Annotated in this window: 16 protein-coding genes and 1 pseudogene; 8 read left to right on the top strand and 9 right to left on the bottom strand. The window is 46.2% G+C overall.

What is annotated here, in order from left to right; genetic code table 11:
- Positions 1–207: 207 nt before the first annotated feature.
- Positions 208–339, bottom strand: a complete 132-nt coding sequence (locus AC5W2J_RS11695; RefSeq protein WP_496059625.1) for a hypothetical protein — start codon at positions 337–339, stop codon at positions 208–210.
- A gap of 231 nt (positions 340–570) precedes the next feature.
- Here AC5W2J_RS11695 and AC5W2J_RS11690 point away from each other — a divergent pair, with 231 nt between their 5' ends.
- On the top strand, positions 571–1,743 hold the full coding sequence (locus AC5W2J_RS11690) for a dicarboxylate/amino acid:cation symporter (RefSeq protein ID WP_496059668.1): 1,173 nt from the start codon (positions 571–573) through the stop codon (positions 1,741–1,743).
- Between the two features lie 56 nt (positions 1,744–1,799).
- A pseudogene (locus AC5W2J_RS11685) lies at positions 1,800–1,913 on the top strand (hypothetical protein); the annotation flags it as partial.
- Positions 1,914–1,946: 33 nt separating this feature from the next.
- Here AC5W2J_RS11685 and AC5W2J_RS11680 read toward each other — a convergent pair.
- Positions 1,947–2,192, bottom strand: a complete 246-nt coding sequence (locus AC5W2J_RS11680; protein ID WP_496059624.1) for a hypothetical protein — start codon at positions 2,190–2,192, stop codon at positions 1,947–1,949.
- Positions 2,193–2,433: 241 nt separating this feature from the next.
- Entirely contained in the window at positions 2,434–3,942 is a 1,509-nt protein-coding gene (mqo, locus tag AC5W2J_RS11675) for a malate dehydrogenase (quinone) (protein WP_496059623.1), read from the bottom strand.
- A 286-nt stretch (positions 3,943–4,228) separates the two neighbouring features.
- Here mqo and AC5W2J_RS11670 point away from each other — a divergent pair, with 286 nt between their 5' ends.
- Together AC5W2J_RS11670 and AC5W2J_RS11665 are read left to right on the top strand one after the other, a co-directional pair.
- Positions 4,229–5,881 (top strand): DUF2075 domain-containing protein, encoded by a 1,653-nt coding sequence (locus tag AC5W2J_RS11670; protein WP_496059622.1) that lies wholly within the window; start codon positions 4,229–4,231, stop codon positions 5,879–5,881.
- On the top strand, positions 5,868–6,170 hold the full coding sequence (locus AC5W2J_RS11665) for a nucleotide pyrophosphohydrolase (protein ID WP_496059621.1): 303 nt from the start codon (positions 5,868–5,870) through the stop codon (positions 6,168–6,170). The genes AC5W2J_RS11670 and AC5W2J_RS11665 overlap by 14 nt, the downstream gene beginning before the upstream one ends.
- A gap of 59 nt (positions 6,171–6,229) precedes the next feature.
- Here the strand turns inward: AC5W2J_RS11665 and aroD are convergent, their stop codons facing one another.
- Complete coding sequence (gene aroD / locus AC5W2J_RS11660) at positions 6,230–6,979, bottom strand: type I 3-dehydroquinate dehydratase (protein ID WP_496059620.1); 750 nt, start codon at positions 6,977–6,979, stop codon at positions 6,230–6,232.
- A 171-nt stretch (positions 6,980–7,150) separates the two neighbouring features.
- Here aroD and AC5W2J_RS11655 point away from each other — a divergent pair, with 171 nt between their 5' ends.
- The 3 genes from AC5W2J_RS11655 (at position 7,151) to AC5W2J_RS11645 (ending at position 11,976) form a co-directional block, all read left to right on the top strand.
- Positions 7,151–8,509, top strand: coding sequence for a hypothetical protein (locus AC5W2J_RS11655; RefSeq protein ID WP_496059619.1), 1,359 nt, complete (start codon positions 7,151–7,153; stop codon positions 8,507–8,509).
- 140 nt (positions 8,510–8,649) lie between these two features.
- Positions 8,650–10,233 (top strand): histidine kinase N-terminal 7TM domain-containing diguanylate cyclase, encoded by a 1,584-nt coding sequence (locus AC5W2J_RS11650; RefSeq protein ID WP_496059618.1) that lies wholly within the window; start codon positions 8,650–8,652, stop codon positions 10,231–10,233.
- 150 nt (positions 10,234–10,383) lie between these two features.
- The gene (locus AC5W2J_RS11645; protein ID WP_496059617.1) at positions 10,384–11,976 is read left to right on the top strand and encodes a histidine kinase N-terminal 7TM domain-containing diguanylate cyclase; all 1,593 of its coding nucleotides are present in this window, start codon (positions 10,384–10,386) and stop codon (positions 11,974–11,976) included.
- Positions 11,977–11,993: 17 nt separating this feature from the next.
- On the opposite strand, the gene AC5W2J_RS11640 is transcribed toward AC5W2J_RS11645, so the two are convergent.
- Positions 11,994–13,319: a protoglobin domain-containing protein gene (locus AC5W2J_RS11640; RefSeq protein WP_496059616.1), complete on the bottom strand. Its 1,326-nt coding sequence runs from the start codon at positions 13,317–13,319 to the stop codon at positions 11,994–11,996.
- Positions 13,320–13,445: 126 nt separating this feature from the next.
- Between AC5W2J_RS11640 and AC5W2J_RS11635 the strand changes: the two genes are divergently transcribed.
- The gene (locus AC5W2J_RS11635) at positions 13,446–14,543 is read left to right on the top strand and encodes a DNA alkylation repair protein (RefSeq protein ID WP_496059615.1); all 1,098 of its coding nucleotides are present in this window, start codon (positions 13,446–13,448) and stop codon (positions 14,541–14,543) included.
- A gap of 14 nt (positions 14,544–14,557) precedes the next feature.
- On the opposite strand, the gene AC5W2J_RS11630 is transcribed toward AC5W2J_RS11635, so the two are convergent.
- The 4 genes from AC5W2J_RS11630 to AC5W2J_RS11615 are packed head-to-tail and all read right to left on the bottom strand — an operon-like array spanning position 14,558 to position 17,232.
- A complete protein-coding gene (locus AC5W2J_RS11630; protein ID WP_496059614.1) occupies positions 14,558–15,334 on the bottom strand; it encodes a putative hydro-lyase in 777 nt (258 codons plus the stop codon).
- A gap of 17 nt (positions 15,335–15,351) precedes the next feature.
- Entirely contained in the window at positions 15,352–15,549 is a 198-nt protein-coding gene (locus AC5W2J_RS11625; RefSeq protein WP_496059613.1) for a TRAP transporter large permease subunit, read from the bottom strand.
- Positions 15,550–15,560: 11 nt separating this feature from the next.
- Positions 15,561–16,421 carry an alpha/beta fold hydrolase gene (locus AC5W2J_RS11620; RefSeq protein ID WP_496059612.1) on the bottom strand — a complete coding sequence of 287 codons (861 nt, stop codon included), beginning with the start codon at positions 16,419–16,421 and terminating at the stop codon, positions 15,561–15,563.
- A gap of 25 nt (positions 16,422–16,446) precedes the next feature.
- Positions 16,447–17,232, bottom strand: a complete 786-nt coding sequence (locus AC5W2J_RS11615; protein ID WP_496059611.1) for a carbon-nitrogen family hydrolase — start codon at positions 17,230–17,232, stop codon at positions 16,447–16,449.
- Positions 17,233–17,273 lie beyond the last annotated feature (41 nt).

Genomic DNA, 17,273 nt, shown 5'->3' with positions numbered 1-17,273 from the left:
TAAACATTCTATTTAAGGGAAATGCAGCCAGAATAGAAATAAAACAACCAATCACTCTGGATGCCCAAACATTAACGTTTATATTTTCCAGTATGTCAGCAGAAAAAGATCCAATGGCCACGGATATTAAATGAGTAAAATGAGCCTTGCTGTCAATGTTGAAACCTCCTCTATCAAACAACCTAAAATCCAGTACTTGTTTTAAGATCAGGTCTTTGTTTTATCTTGTTTAAACGTCGTATCGAAAAACGTACAGGTGTTAATAATAAATAAGCCGGATGGCATGATTCCAATAGCAGATTCTCCGATGGTATGTCCATCATTTGAGTGATTGCCCATCGACCACACCTCCCAATTTATTTCCATTTTAACACAAGACCTCCTCTCCTTTTTCATAACCATCCTATTAGTAAAAACTCTTTAGAAACGAAAAAGACAAGTGCTTTCTATAAGGTTTTATACATATTGTAAGCAATCTTATTGACTTTCCTTCCTATTTTAGATAGGTTATTTAATGTTGACTAAATCGATAGGTTTTTTTATAAAGGAGGGTTTGGCTTGAAGCAGTTAGTGAAAAAGTATTTTGAAGTGTCGTTGATAAAAAAAATTACCGTTGCTCTTGCAGCCGGTATTGCAGTTGGACTTATATTCGGGGAAAATGCCTCTGTGCTTGCGCCTTTCGGAGATCTGCTGATGCGGCTCCTGCAGTTTATTATTATTCCCCTTATTTTATTTACCCTTATCGTCGGGGTAAACCAGACTACAATAGAAGGGCTTGGCCGCATGGGCGGAAAAGTTTTTCTCTATTATGTTGTTACCTCTGCCATTGCGATTATTGTTGGTATTTCTGTCGCCAGTCTTTTTAATCCGGGGACCGGGGTCACACTCGACGGAAGTGAAAATGTTGATTCTCCCGACAGTCCGGGACTAACAGAAGTGGTTCTAAGTATTGTACCGGATAACCTCGCTGTTGCTTTTACAGAAATGAATCTGCTTGGCATTATTTTTACCGCCATCGTTTTTGGTATCGCGATTTCCTATCTGCGCTCGTCCGCCTCTACAGGGGATATGGGAGAGAGGCTTTACCGCGGCGCAGAAGCGTTAAATGAAATGACCATCACAGTAATGAAAGGAATTCTCCAGTACATTCCGTTCGGCATTTTCGCTATTATCGCCGGTATCGTCGGCAGCCAGGGCGCTGGCACTCTGCTGTCACTCGGAAACTTTATTCTCGTGCTGTATGCGGCACTTGCCGTGCAGCTGGCTTTGTACATCGGATTGCTGCTTGTTACGAAAACCAAACTCGGAGCGTTTTTCAAAGAAGCCCGTACACCGATGCTTACCGCTTTTGTCACACAGAGCAGCACAGGAACCGTTCCTATTACGCTCAATGCAGCGAAAAATCTCGGCATCCGGCAGAGCCTGTACGGCTTCAGTATTCCGCTCGGCTCTACGATTAATATGGACGGCGCAGCGATACGCGTGGCGGTTTCCGCCGTATTCGCCGCTAACGTTATTGGAGAACCGCTCGGCTTTGTCGCCATCCTGCAGATTGTGCTGATCGGCACACTGGCTACCATTGGCACAGCCGGCGTGCCCGGTGCGGGTATCATTATGATTGCCACCGTTTTCGCCCAGCTCGGGCTGCCGATGGAAGCCGTTGCCCTGCTTGTAGCAGTCGACGTTTTGNCACACTGGCTACCATTGGCACAGCCGGCGTGCCCGGTGCGGGTATCATTATGATTGCCACCGTTTTCGCCCAGCTCGGGCTGCCGATGGAAGCCGTTGCCCTGCTTGTAGCAGTCGACGTTTTGATCGGTATGGGAGCGACGGCACTGAACGTGACCGGCGACCTCGTTGGAACGAAAGTTATTGATAAAACAGAGAAAAACAAAACAGAAGCAGACGCATAAAAACGAGCAGGGGCTCAAATCCCTGCTCGTTTTTTACTGCTCTTTTTGCTGCTGCTGGATTGTTTCTGTTAATTCCTGATAGCCCAGCTTCATATTTAAATAATCATCAATCGCCTGCGTCGTACGGTCGAGCTCTTCTTTATCTTCATTCTTTAACTCATAGCCAATTTCCAGCGCCAATTCCCGGTGCGCATCCGCCAGGACATTCTCCGGAAACCCTTCCAGATTCTGCTTCATAATTGTCAAATCAATCACGCGGGTCAACTTATAATCGAGCATAAAAAACCTCCTCATGGTTTGAGACATAGTATGCTTAGGTCTTCTATTCCCGGTTTACAGTTGTTTAAGCAGACTAGTTTTCTAATGTATGCTTCTTTATCGCTATTAAATCTAATATGAACGAATAAGAATAACTGAACTTATGATACGGTTCACCATGCATTATCCTGAAACTATAATATTTTTTCTTTAATAAAAAACGCACGCAACCCTCAGGCCGCATGCGCGTTTTCAAATCCTATTAAGCTAAATTCCCCTGCTTTTTTTCTTCCTGCTCCAGGTTCAGTGCTTTTGCTGTGGATTCGTGCAGCTTGTCCACGAGCTCGGGATGATCGGACAGCTTTTTGCCGTAGGATGGAATCATTTCTTTGATCTTCGGCTCCCAGCGGCTTGCTTTGTCCGGGAAGCATTTTTCCATTACTTCGAGCATGACAGCAACAGCAGTAGACGCGCCCGGTGAGGCGCCGAGAAGAGCGGATACAGAACCGTCGGCAGAGCTGACGACTTCCGTGCCGAACTGCAGCGTGCCTTTGCCTTCGGCTGTGTCTTTAATAACCTGCACACGCTGGCCGGCGACAAGAAGCTCCCAGTCTTCGCTTTTTGCTTCCGGTACGAAGTCGCGCAGTTCTTCCATCCGCTGTTCCTTATTCAGCCGCAATTGATTGATCAGGTACTTTGTCAGAGGCATGTTTTTCATGCCGGCCGCCGACATTGTAATCAGGTTGTTTGCCCTGACGGAAGTGAAAAGATCCAGATTCGATCCTGATTTCAGAAATTTCGGGGAAAAGCCCGCGAATGGTCCAAAGAACAGCGACTCTTCCTTATCAATTAACCTTGTGTCCAGGTGGGGAACGGACATTGGGGGCGCGCCGACCGGTGCTTTGCCATATACTTTCGCATGGTGCTGCTCGACAATTTCCGGCTTCCTGCATACCATAAACATGCCGCTTACCGGGAATCCGCCGATGCCTCTGCTTTCCGGTATTCCGGTTTTCTGAAGAAGATGAAGGCTTCCGCCTCCGCCGCCGATAAAGACAAATTTAGCCTGGTGATGTTCTGTTTTTCCGGTTTCCAGGTTCTGTACTTTCAGCTTCCATCCGCCGCCGCTTACGCGCTTAATGTCTTCCACCTGATGCCTGAATTTCATATTAACGTCCTGGCTTTCCAGATGGTTAAACAGTTTGCGCGTTAAGGCGCCGAAGTTTACGTCGGTGCCGGCGTCAATTTTCGTTGCGGCAATCGGAGCGTCCAGCGAACGGCCTTTCATCATGAGTGGGATCCATTTTTTTAACGTTTCGGCATCGGTTGCATAATCCATGCCCTGAAATAATGGATTTCCTGATAGAGCATCGAGTCTCTTTTTCAAAAAGTTGACATTGTCCTGGCCCTGCACAAAGCTCATGTGCGGCACCGGCATAATAAAGTCTCTTGGATTTTGTATCTTTCCGCTCGTGACAAGATACGACCAGAACTGCTTGGACAGCTGGTATTCTTCGTTCACTTTGACAGCCTTGCTGATGTCGATGGAGCCGTCCGGATTCTGGTCCGTGTAGTTGAGCTCACAGAGCGAAGAATGGCCCGTGCCTGCGTTGTTCCATTCATTGGAACTTTCTTCGCCTGCCCCGCTCAGTCTCTCAAACATTGTAATGTTCCATTCCGGTGCTACTTCTTTTAATAGCGAACCCAGCGTGGCGCTCATAATACCTGCACCAATTAAAATGACGTCTGTAGAAGTATGTTCCTTACTCATGTTATCGCCTCTATACTTAATTTTATTGAAAGGATGTAAGCGTTCTACTTTTCACTCTTCTATATTGTCTGCTGTACATCCGCTTCATACACATAATTACCTTACTATATTGTATCATCCTAGGCCGAAGAATAAAATATGAAGCCGTGTTTTAATACAGGTTTTATTTCAATTATTGTTATAGTATACAATAATTTTTCCGCAATTTCTATGTTAATTTCTTCACGTTCTTTTTGCCGCAATCTGTCTTATGGTACGATGAGAAAAATACACTTAAGGAGAAAGTATGGGCCCATTAATCGTCGAACATCACACATTTACCGAAGAAACTATTGCATCCATGCCCGTACAGGCGTTAAATAATCAGCCTGTGATTTATATTTTGTATGAGAAAAACAAACCGACGGCCTATATCGGCCAGTCTGTGCAGGCGGACCGGCGCCTGAAGAATCATTTTGTCAATCCAAAACGCCGCAGCCTGAACTCCCTTCTGATGTTCGGCCATGAAACATTCAACCAGTCGGCTACATATAACATTGAATCCAACCTCATTAACTACTTTATTGCCGACAACCGGTACAAGCTCCAGAATGTCAGCCAGCGTGCCACTAGGCAGATGCACCAGTACTACCAGAAAAGTTACTACAACGAGACACTGTTTCAGGAAATCTGGGAAGAGCTGCGCAGCCGGAATATCGTGTCCGAATCCCTGGCGTATTTGGAGAACAAGGATCTGTTCAAGCTTTCCCCTTTTAAGGAGCTTTCTCCGGAGCAGGTAGATGTAAAAGAAAAGCTGATTGCATACTGCAAAGAACACATCCAGCATCCGGAGCATCGGGTGTTTATTATTCAAGGCGATGCCGGCACCGGCAAAAGCGTGCTGCTCAGCTCCCTGTTTAACACGATCCAGGATGAAGCCGGCGATCCGGGCTCGACGCTCTACAAAACAAAAAACTACTTACTCGTTAATCACGCCGAAATGCTTAAAACGTATAAAAATATGGCGGACAGTCTGCCTAATTTAAAGAAAAATAATTTTGAAAAGCCAACGTCATTTATTAATAAAATGACAAAACAGGATCAAACGGCAGATATTACGCTGGTGGACGAAGCCCACCTCCTGCTGACCAAAGAAGATTCCTACAATAATTTCAACGCTGCAAACCATCTGCAGGAAATTATGAAGCGCAGTAAAATCACCATTATTATATTCGATCCAAATCAGGTACTGAAAATTAAAAGCTATTGGAACGAAAAGATGATGCAGAATATCAGCAGGCAATATAAAACCGAAACGCTGCCACTTTCTTCGCAGCTGCGGATGACTGCGGACCAATCCGTACTGGACTGGATCAATGCTTTTCTCGAAAAGCAGGTACCTGTTTTTCCGCTGGACCGTCCAGACAGCTATGAATTTCAGCTGTTTGACGATCCGGATGACTTCCGGCAGGCCATTGAAGCGAAGAACAAACAGCATGGCCTTTCCCGGATCGTATCCACGTTTGATTACCTGCATAAAAAGGATGGCGGCACCTACTATGTCGACGAAGATGGTTTAAACATGCCGTGGAACCGCACGGACGACAAAAAAACATGGGCCGAGAGTCCCCAGACGATCAAGGAAGTCGGCTCCATTTATACGGTGCAGGGCTTTGATTTGAACTATGCCGGCGTGGTGATCGGCCCTTCCGTAAGCTACGATGAAGAAACAGACAAACTAGTCATTGATACGACAAAATACCAGGATAAAGGCGCATTTGCGGCAAGAAAAGACTATACAAAAGCGCAGAATGAACAGATGAAAGAGGAAATTATTTTAAATTCGCTTACTATGTTAATGAAGCGGGGCATCCACGGCTTGTTTTTATATGCCATTGACCCTAAGCTGAAAAAGAAACTACGGGCGGTAAGCAAAGGAGCAGACCATGAGCGACATTAATCAGTTAATCAACGAAATTAACCACTTCCGGGACGAGAGAGACTGGCGGCAGTACCATAACCCAAAAGATCTTGCGATTTCCCTTTCTATTGAAGCAGCCGAGCTGCTGGAGGATTTCCAGTGGAAAAGCAGTGCCCAGGCGCTGGAGGCGAACGGAGATAATATCCGCGAAGAGATCGCCGACGTGCTTATTTATGCTTTGATGATGTGCTCAGACCTAAATCTTGATGTAAAAGAAATTATCGAGCAGAAGCTGGCAAAAAACGCTGTGAAGTATCCGGCGGGCTAGACATAAATAACGCATGAGAAAGCCGCCCGGATGCCGGACGGCTTTCTGTATAATCCCCTTTATTTAAGCACTTGTTCCACACTTCTGACTAAATCAATCGGTATCTGGCCGGGAGCAGAACTGCTGCTTCCCACGGCAAACGTGAGAACGGACCCGTACTGCCAGCCGGCGAGCCGGGTAATGCCTCCAAGCTTCCCCATCGCCATTGTAATAATCGGCATGTCAATAGAGGCTGCCAGCTCTTCGGTCACATCTAATAGCTGCAGTACATCCGTATTTTTCTTCGGCATGACAGCGAGCTTGCCGTAATCCGGATTTTGAGCAGCCATCTCTTGAAGAATTCGTACCATATCTTCACGGGCAGGCGTTTCCTGAAAATTATGATAGGACAGGATACACTGGATCCCGTGTTTCCGGCAGGACTTTTGAACAGTTTCCACCTGTTCCTGTTGATTACTCCATTCATAGTCTACCGCGCTCACACTTCCAGTTGCCGCTACCTGCTCGATCAGCTCTATTTTTGCCTCTTCTTCTATGTCGATCGTTTCTCCGCCTTCGTGCACGGACCGGATCGTGAAAATAATCGGCAGGCTGCCGGCCCGCTTTCTAATGGATGAGGCTGTACGAAGCACCCGGCCGGTGTCTGCCAGCGTCTGCAAATGATCAGCACGCCATTCCAGTACGTCAGGCTCTTTAGGCAGAATAATATCCAGTTCCCGGTTCACTTCTTCTTCTGTTTTTCCTACTAATGCTGTACATATATTGGACGTATATTTGTGTAAATCCAGGCTTTGTGCTTTTATTGTCATGACGGTTGTGCCTCCTGATTGTTTTACTATACAGCTTCTCTCTGCTGCTGCTCTCTTATTCTTAGTCTATCGGAAACATTCAGCTGCTGTAACTATTTTCTTTAAATATTTTGTAGGATCGTTTAAAAATACATGAGATAATATGTTTTATTCAATAAAAAGGAGGAGACTATGAGGCCGGTCATTATTACGTTATATTCGAGTTTAATACTTATCTATACCATGTCCCGCTTTTGGGAAACGCCGTTTTTCTCTTATGCGGTAGGCATTCTCGCTGTATTGTCGCTTGCGGCAGCTTCTTTACACGCATCCGGCCTTTATAAAAAATCAGGACTGGTCTTTCTTATTCTGGCATCCGTGTTGTTTGTCTACAACGGAACTGCCTGGAGCTCTTTCTTTTTGTATTTTGATTCGATGATCGGCATATTGTCTCTGTTTTTTGTTCTTCCTTTTTTAAATTCGATTATACGGGCCGGACAGTATGATACGAGCCTGCGCCGGCTTCTCCAGAATGGCGTTCATGACGTACACACACTGTACACGCGCAGCTTTATGATTTCCCACTTTCTAGGGCTCTTTTTAAACATCGCCACCGTGTCGCTCGTTCATCGGACGTTAAAGCCGTCGCTTTCCGGCATGAAGACGAAAATGGCCGATATTTTTTATACCCGCAGCATTCTGCGCGGGTACGCGCTTTGTCTTGTGTGGAGTCCTATTGAAATTATGGTCATCATTTCGCTTGATTTAACGGGGTTTACCTATATTCACCTCGTCCCATTTTTAATTCCGCTCGTGCTGCTGATGTTTTTATCCGATTGGATATTTTCACGCAGAAAATACAAAGGCCTCCCTCTTATGATAAAGACCAGCGAAAGCCTTCCTTTAAAAAAAATCATTAGAAAAACCGCGCAGATGATGGGCATGCTCTGTGTGCTCGTGCTGACGGCGACTCTTTTTGAATACTTATTCGAGCAGGGCTTTTTGTTTTCCGTCGTTCTATCGATTGTGCCGATTTCATTTATTTGGGCGCTGCTGATTCATAGGCGCAGACGTTATTTAAATATTGCCGTTCCCGTTTTTAAAGTGCGGACTTTTTCTCTTTCCAACTATTTCTTTATGTTTCTAAGTGCCGGTTTTTTTGTGGAAATGCTGTCGGCGTCTCCTTTTATTTCTTATTTGGAAGCTGTCTTTCTTGCGAATGCCGGGCATGAACTGCTGTTGTTCGGATTAATCGGCCTGTATTTCATCCTGGCTTCATTCAGCGGCTTTCATCCGCTCGTATCGATTGCGCTTCTTGGCGAAGTGCTTTCTCCCGTAATGGCCGATATTTCTTCCATCCCGCTCGCGCTCGTATTAATTACATCAAGTCTCGCCACGGCCATTTACAGCCCTTATAATTTATCGGTGTCGCTTCTGGCCGGCCAGATGAACCTTGTGCCTTTCCGGCTCAGCTTATGGAATTTACCATTCTCCCTGTACTTTATCGTTTCTAGTATTCTCATTGCCTATGGACTCACATTTGTTCTTTAACTATTGATTTCCGAAAAAATAATGACTGCCATTTATTCTTCTATCACAGTGAATATTATATTTTTGTACACTATAGACGAACAAACGTCCTCTCTATATACTAGATACAGCCATACTTATATATAGAAGGAGAAGAACCTATGTCGTCGACCGTTATAATCTATTTAATTATTGTATCCGTTGCCTCTCTATTAAGTTCTTTTCTTTCTATTTTCGGATTTATGCAGTTCCGGCATGCGCCGGGCGGCCGCTATTATATTATTGTTACCGCCTTGTCCGCCCTGTTTACCTTTTCCTATGCAATGGAAATTTACAGCATGACTTATGAAGCGATGCGCTTTTGGCTCCGCGTCGAGTATATTGCGCTGCCGCTGCTGCCTGTATTTATTCTCTTAATGGCTGCAGAATACTGCGGCCATAAAGTGCGACTATGGATGTCTTGTCTTGTGTTAATTATTCCTGTAATCACTATTATCATGCAAAACACAAATGAATTTCACTATATGTATTATACTTCTATGGGGGTAATCGTTAATAATCCGTTTTCAGTTATCTATTTGCAGCATGGCCCTTTTTATATGCTTCATGCTGTATTTTTTTACAGCTGCGTTTGTATCAGCATTGTGCTTTTGCTCCTGCAGCTTCGGAAATTAATTAAACCGTTTCGAAAGCAGACTTATTTGATGATTATCGGGCTTATCGTGCCGGGCATCGGCGGATTTTTGAACACCGTCAATACCGGCGCCGGAAGTATCGATCTGGTTCCTGTTTTTATGAGCCTGTCTTTTGTGTTTCATGGGCTGGCGCTTACCTCCCTGCGCATGTTTGATGTAGCGCCGATCGCAAGAGATATTGTGTTTGAAAGCATTGAGCAGGGAGTGCTTGTGCTAAACGATAACGATATTATTATTGACTACAATACCTCTTTTAAAAGCCTGCCCCTGCATGTTACCGATCCACTCGTCGGCCATTCAATACATGAGGCGCTGAACAAACACGAAGATCTAGTTACTGCTGTCGAGAAAGGCGAAGAATGTGATTTTTCTCTTCAAATCAACGAACGGCCTGCCCATTTTCACGTCCGTTTCTCTCCGGTGATGGATAAAAACAGCAACCACGCCGGGACCGTTGTTACCTTTCTCGATATTACAGAACGTGTAGCAATGGAAGAAACATTAAAACACCTGGCCAGCACGGACGGCCTTACCCAAATATACAACCGTACCTTTTTTACCGAACAGGCTGAAAAAAGTCTAAGCCTGCCGACGTCTCCACCCGTACAGGCAGCGCTTATCTTATTGGATATTGATTATTTTAAACAGGTTAATGACACATACGGCCATGATGCCGGAGACCAGGTGCTTACAAGCATTGCCCAAATCGTTAGAAAAAGCCTGCGCCCGTCTGATATTGCCGGCCGTTATGGCGGGGAGGAGTTTATTTTATGTCTTCCCGGAACAACAAAAGAAGAAGCGGTGGAAAAAGCCCACACGCTTCGTCTGGCAATAGCCGGATTAAAAATTGTCACAGAAGAGTTTGATATTGAAGTGACTTCGAGTTTCGGGATTGCCCATGTGCTGCTTGATGAGCCGGCGGATGTCCCGGCAGTACTCAACAGGTTAACAAAAAAAGCTGATCTTGCTCTGTATGAGGCCAAGCGTGATGGCCGCAACTGCGTCCGCGTCTACGAGCACCTTTTGTCCGAGCCGGCAGGCTCCCGTTAACAGCACCTGCCGCCGGGCATTTTTTTCCTTCTTTTCCCTATTATTATAGGAATAACCATACCATTCGATATAAAGATTGTTTATACTATAGATAGTTCGTTATAAAATATACATGATCGTTCGGAACTGTTTATAGAGGAGGATACAGTAATGGGAGATTTAAGCCTCTACATGAGTGCTGTTGTGCTCAGCGGCGTTCTCAGCCTTATGCTCAGCATATTTGCCATTTTTAAAATTAAAGCTTCTCCCGGCGGGTTTTATTTTATTCTGGCTACGCTTTATACTGCCTTGTATGCCTTTGCGCATACGCTTCGTTTATCCGCCTCCTCCTTTGAAAATATAAGATTCTGGCTGAACGTGGAATATTTGTTTATCCCTTTTATTCCATTGTTTATTTTATTTATGTGTGTCCGCTATGTTGGATTAAAAATGCCATCCTGGCTTTTTCAGCTGCTATGCGTGCTTCCTGTAATCACTCTTTTAATGCAGCAGACAAGTCATCTGCACTCTTATTTTTATGCATCTGTTTCTTTTGATAACAGCGGGCCTTTTCCTGTTTTAAACCTGGTGCCGGGTCTGTGGTTCTATATACATTCTTTTTTTATGTTCTTCTGCCTGCTCTCAAGTGTTCTCATTTTGCTGCGCCAGCTGCAGCGCGTTTCTTCGAAATACAAAGTCCCTACCCTGTTAATGGCAGCCGGCATCTGCATTCCCATTCTATCCGGTATTCTTCATGCATATAATTTCCAGCCCGCCGGCCTTGATCTCGCTCCTGTGTTTTTGGCTGTTTCCTTTTTGTTTCACGGCTTTGCCCTTGTCATGTTTCCTTTTTTTCTTGTGGCTCCGATCGCAAGAGACCGGGTATTTGAAAATATGAAAGAGCCGGTCATCGTGCTGAATAAAAGCGACATGATTATAGACTATACCCGGCCCATGCAGGAGCTGGTACCCGAACTCTCAGATGATTCCATCGGCCAGCCCGCAGATAAAGTATTAGCAGATCATCCTAAATTCCTTAAGATTATATACCAGGAAAAAGAAGAAGACTTCACGTGGGAGACCGACGAAATAAACTACCACTTCCATCCCCGTTTTTCCTCTATCTATGATAGAAATAATACAGATATTGGGAAAATCGTTACATTAATTGATGTCACCACGCGCGTGGAAATAGAAAAAGAACTAAAAGAGCTTGCGACGATTGATTCTCTTACGATGCTTCTGAATAAAGCCGCCTTTATTGAGCGCGCAAACGATGCAAACAAAACGTTAAGCCGAAAAGGAGGCTATGTCAGCATCATTATGTTTGATATCGATTACTTTAAACAGGTAAATGATACCTTCGGCCACGAAGCCGGAGACCGGGCGCTGCGAAACGTGGCGCTTACGGTGAAAGACAACCTGCGTGCTTCCGATATTATCGGACGGTTTGGTGGAGAAGAGTTTATTATTTGCCTTCCCAACGTCCCATTAAAAACCGCTGTAAAAATTGCCGAGAATCTACGCCGGAAAATTGCCGCGTCGGCGATTACCATTGAAGATAAAAGCATTACAGTTACTTCCAGCTTCGGAGTTGCTTCAACCTACACCGCTGCCGGCACCCTGCCTCCCCCGCTTTGTCCTATCGCAGAACAGGCAGACCAGGCTCTATATAAAGCAAAAAGCCGCGGCCGGAACTGCGTGCAGTCCAACCTGCAGCTTGCTTCTTCCCGCCGGCCCGAAAAAAAACGGAACCTCTTTTAAAAGAGGTTCCGTTTTTTTCAGCGCTGCTGTTGTTCAAATTCTTCCCGTATCCGGCTGAGCCCTTCAGCCGAACCGGCCACCTCTGCCATGGCGTGTTCCATTTCCTTCATTACCGCAGCAAACGTCCCAAGCTCCATTTCAATTTTCTCGTTCTGTCCTTTTGACTCTTTCATCGCTGCCAGAATTTCGGCAAAATAACGGTCTGTCTCCGCCATGCCGTTCGTTCCTTCCTGGACGAGTAAATTAACTTGACCCACAGAAGCGGACACATTTTTCACCTGTGCATTGGTTTTGGCAATCAAGTCCGAGACAGTGGACGTAGAGTGTTTCGTCTGGGTTGAAAGCGCACGTATCTCGTCGGCTACGACAGAAAACCCTTTTCCGTGTTCGCCCGCACGCGATGCTTCAATTGCGGCGTTCAGCGCTAGCAGGTTCGTTTTCACCGCAATATCCTGAACGATATCGATCACTTCATTGATCTGCTGGGAAATGACCTGCAGTTCTTTGGAATCCTGCAGGATCGTATCCATGCTTTTTTTAATATAGGCCATGTTTTCACTTTGGTGCTCCACCTGGGTTTTGCCGCTCATCGAAGACGCCTCCGACTTATCGGCCAGGTCTGATCCCTGCTGGGCAAGCTTTAATATATTTTCCGACTGCACCGTTGTTTGTTTAATCGACACACTGGTTTCTTCAGATATAGCTGACAGCTCTTCGGACGTAACGTTGACCCGTTCGATGAACGTATCCGTCACGGCCTGATCTGCCAGACGAAGTCTCTCGTTTTCTTCTTCATAGGCTTCAAGAACGATCTGCTGTTCAAAATTAATCAACTTGCTTATAATAAGTACAGCCTGTGTTAATTCCTCCCGGCTTTCAATATGAGCTTCGGCGGTTTTAGCCAGTGAGTTCAGCAGATCCTGAAAAGCAGACATGTACCATTTCGTTTCCAGACCAATCCGTACGTGGGCATGGGCAATGCGCTTTCTTTTTGCCAAAAACGTATCATCAATCGCCCCATCAAACAACTCCACGATATGGGCTTTTAACGTTGTTTTCAGACGCTCCACGTGGCTGTGTTTTTCAATGATCTCCAGAAGGTTGGGCTGTTTGGTAATATTGCAGTAAAACTGTTCGGTGATCCAATCTATGTTTTCTACCACTAGAGGCTTGAGTGATTTCACTATCGAAAGATCCGCTTCGCTTAAATTGATAATATGCAGCTGCCGGTGCATATCACTGCCGGATGGTATAGATAATGTGCCTTTCCCCTGATAAACGGGTGTGGATCCGTTTCCTTTTTTTTCAGTTCTTCTCAAGCCTGCTATTGTTAGAAATGCCATTCGATTATCTCCTTTTATCCCGTATAATATGGTATACAGTCTTTTTCTTACTATCGGCAGATTTATCAAATATTCCATCTATGATATAAAATAGTTTACAATTAAGCATCTCAACGGGGGGATCATATGACAGCCAGTCTAAAAAGTATTTATAGTTCAGACTACGTGGAACGTCTTGGCGGCATACTCTCTGCGCTTTCGCCTGCCGTTTCTGTGGTAGATTTCCGAAACGCCGTATACCAGGGAGACTGGGAGCAGCTGGAATTTAAGCAGCGGGCTGCACGGATTGCCGAATCGATGCAGCAGGTCCTGCCTGATGGGTATCTCGAAGCACTCGAGTTACTTGACCAGGCCGCTCCTTCTTTTCAAGGGCTGGAAGGCATTGTCTTTCCTGAATTTGTGGCACGCTTTGGCCATCTGCACCGGGAGCGGTCCCTTCAGGCGCTGGAAGCCTATACGTGCTATTCCACCTCAGAATATGCGATCCGTTCCTTTTTAAAACATGACCTGAACGGCACATTGGCACGGATGGCTGTATGGACCCGCAGCCCGAATGAGCATATCCGCCGACTGGCCAGCGAAGGCAGCCGCCCACGACTGCCATGGGGAGAAGGAATCCCTGCATTAAAAAAGAATCCTGAACTCACGCTTCCTCTGCTGGAAGAACTCGCTCAGGATCCGTCTCTGTATGTGCAGAAAAGTGTGGCCAATCATTTGAATGACATATCCAAAACCCATCCCGATTTATTTCTCGAAACGGTTACCCGCTGGAATGAAATAGGAGGACGTACCAGCTGGATCGTCAAGCATGCGTCGCGCTCCCTGCTGAAAAAAGGCGACCTCCGAATATTAGGGCTGTTTGGATTTTATCCAGGCCGCACAGAAGTGTCCAATCTCACTATCGTTCCCGACAGGCTGCCTATCGGTGACAGCGCAGAGTTTTCTTTTCTCCTCTCGACCAAAAAGCGTACGAAGGTGCGGGTGGAATTCGCAGTGGATTATGTAAAAAACAGCGGCCGCCGCTCGCGGAAGGTATTTCATGTAACCGAAACAGAGGTAGCAGCTGACACGCACAGGCAGTTCGTTAAAACCTTGTCCTTCCGGCAGTTAACGACCCGGGTTCATTATCCGGGCAGGCACACGCTGGCTGTTTTAATAAACGGTGAAGAAAAACAGGCGGTTGATTTTGAACTGATGGATTCACCAAAAGAGCCTCTTCCCTAAGGAAGAAGCTCTTTTTATTCACTTTTTTTATACACATCATGCGGCTGATCTGTAATAAACATATGGCCTGGTTCATGAGTAATCGCGAGCGGTACTTCTGCTTCCAACAGTGCGTTCTGCGGTGTGACCCCGCACGCCCAGAATACGGGTACTTCTCCCGGACGGATCGTTACCGCGTCGCCGTAATCCGGGTTCCCTAGATCCGTAATGCCCAGATCGGTTGGATTTCCGACGTGAACAGGTGCCCCGTGCACATCAGGATATCGGGCGGTAATCTGTTCTGCTTTCTGGACGAGTGCTTCCGGGATCGGACGCATGCTCACGACCATCTTTCCTTGAAAAGGGAGTGAGGCTTCTGCCGGTATGGTTGTTTTATACATTGGTACATTGCGGTGCTCTTCTATATGACGGATCGGCACCGATTCCTTAAGCAGCGCAGCTTCGAATGTAAAGCTGCATCCGATTAGAAACGTTACAAAATCCTCTCTCCACAAATCCGTGATGTCCGTTTGCTGTTCCACATATGCGCCTTTTTTGTAAATACGATACTTCGGCACATCACTGCGGATATCCGATCCGGCCGCTAAAGAGGAAACGTAATCGCCCGCGGTCATTTCTTCGAGTACCGGACACGACTTTGGATTCAGACGCGTAAATTCCCGGAAAGCCGCGGCTTCTTTTTCGGGAAGAATCACTACGTTTGTCTGGGTGTACTCCGGCGCCATGCCGGTGGTAGGCCCGATATGGGAGCGGCTCCGTATCTGCAGCCGTGCGTTTTCTGCCGATATCATTTTTGTTCTCCTCCTTCTTACTCTGCCGGCGTCGTATTGAACCAGCTTTCATAATTATCCGGAATAAACATAATAATATCCGGCAGATACGTAACAATAAGAAACACTGCCAAAAGAATGCTGATCTGCGGGATCAGGTATTTGAACATATCCGGTACTTTACTATTAGCAATTCGGGCGGTGACAAACAATGCCACCCCAAGTGGAGGGCCCATGCTGCCGCACTTCAGCTATGAGCGTTTAAGAATGCTTGCAGCTTTTCCTGCATTTGATCGGAGTAACGACCAACCCAGATTAAATGGCCCCATGTGTCGAGCAGCTGCATTTCTGCCTGTTTTATATGCTTTCCCGCGTGATACATATGAGAACCGGCTACCGCTGCGTCGTTTCTGCTGTGCTGAATAAGCACTGGACATGTGATCTGTTCCAGAAGAGAAGGCACACACTCCCGGGCCAGAGCGATGTCGTTGAAAAAGCCGGTTTTCGACCGCTGCGTCTGCATCATCTGCACAAATGCCGTTACGTCTTCCGGGCGGGTTTTGCCGGCAATGTTTTCATAAGGCAGCGTGCTGAAAGAAGAGCTCATTGCTTTGTAGACAACGTCCGGGAGCTTCCGGCTGGCTGCAGCAAGCAGACGCCATGTCCCTTTTTCTGTATAACGATTAAACAGAATCCGGGCTGCAGTATATTCTTTATCTCCTGGCGCAAGCCACGTTTTTGTTACGGCAGACTGCAGCACGAGGCATTTTACCCGGTCGGGATAAAGTGCTGCCATTGCGATGCCTTCCGGTCCGCCGGCTGACATGGCAAGGATGGAAACCGAATTGATACTGCAGGCATCAAGCAGCTGTACCCAGCTTTCTGCAGCCATCTGCAGTGTGTTCCCGCATGCAAGGGACGTTTCCCCATAACCGGCACGGGAAGGCGTTATAATGGAATAACCTGCCTCGATAAGCTCTTTGTACCCCAGCTGTTCATAACAGTTCGAATGACCGCCGTGCATTACGAGTACAGCCGGTCCCGCCCCTCTTATCGTATATTCCAGCTGCCGGCCATCTTCCCGGTAGACCAATCCGATCTTATTCATCCTTCATCCCCTTCTGTCTAGTGGATTAATTATACAAGTCCGGTACTCTGCTTTTAAAAATAGGCACCTCTTCTCTTACTCGTTTCACGCTTTCCAGATCCAGTGTGTTCTGCAGCACTTCTTCTTTATCCGGGGTTCCTTTGGAAAGCACGCCTCCAAATGGTTCAATAAACATTGAACGTCCGGCAAACGTCGTGCCGTTATACGACCCTATACGGTTGCAGGACACTACATACATTTGATTTTCAATCGCCCGGGCCACACTTAATGTTTCCCAGTGGGCTGCACGTGCATCCGGCCATTCCGCCGGTATAAACAAGACTTGAATGCCCTGCAGGGCCAGATCCCGGATAATTTCCGGAAAACGCAGGTCATAGCAGATAATAATCCCCATTTTAATGCCGTCCAGCTCAAACGCCTGAACCTTTTGTCTGCCGCCGCTCAGGTAGGTTGGTTCATCAAGCATGGGCACAAGATGAATTTTATCGTACTCGTATACGACATGGCCTTTTCTATCAATGACGACAGCCCGGTTGTAAATGTTATTGTCTTCTTTCACCGCGATTGACCCGCCGATGATATGAACATTATACTCTACAGCCAGTTCTTTAAGAAAAGTAACGGCCGGGCCGTTCGGTGGCTCCGCCAGATCGTCAAGTTCCTCCAGCGCGTAAGCAGTTGTCCACATTTCAGGAAGCATTACAATATCTACCGCAGGCTCCACATTCCGCTGAAACCACGCTTTTACTTTTTCCCTGTTGCGTTCCGGCTCTCCGGCAATAATATTCATTTGAAAAACGATAATATTCATGTCCAATCTCCTCTGTTTTCATCCTGTTTTATCTATTTATA

It is taken from the genome of Sinobaca sp. SA16-1 (genome assembly GCF_059510515.1).
Note: the sequence above shows the minus strand (reverse complement) of the source record. Positions and strands in the feature narration are given on the sequence as shown.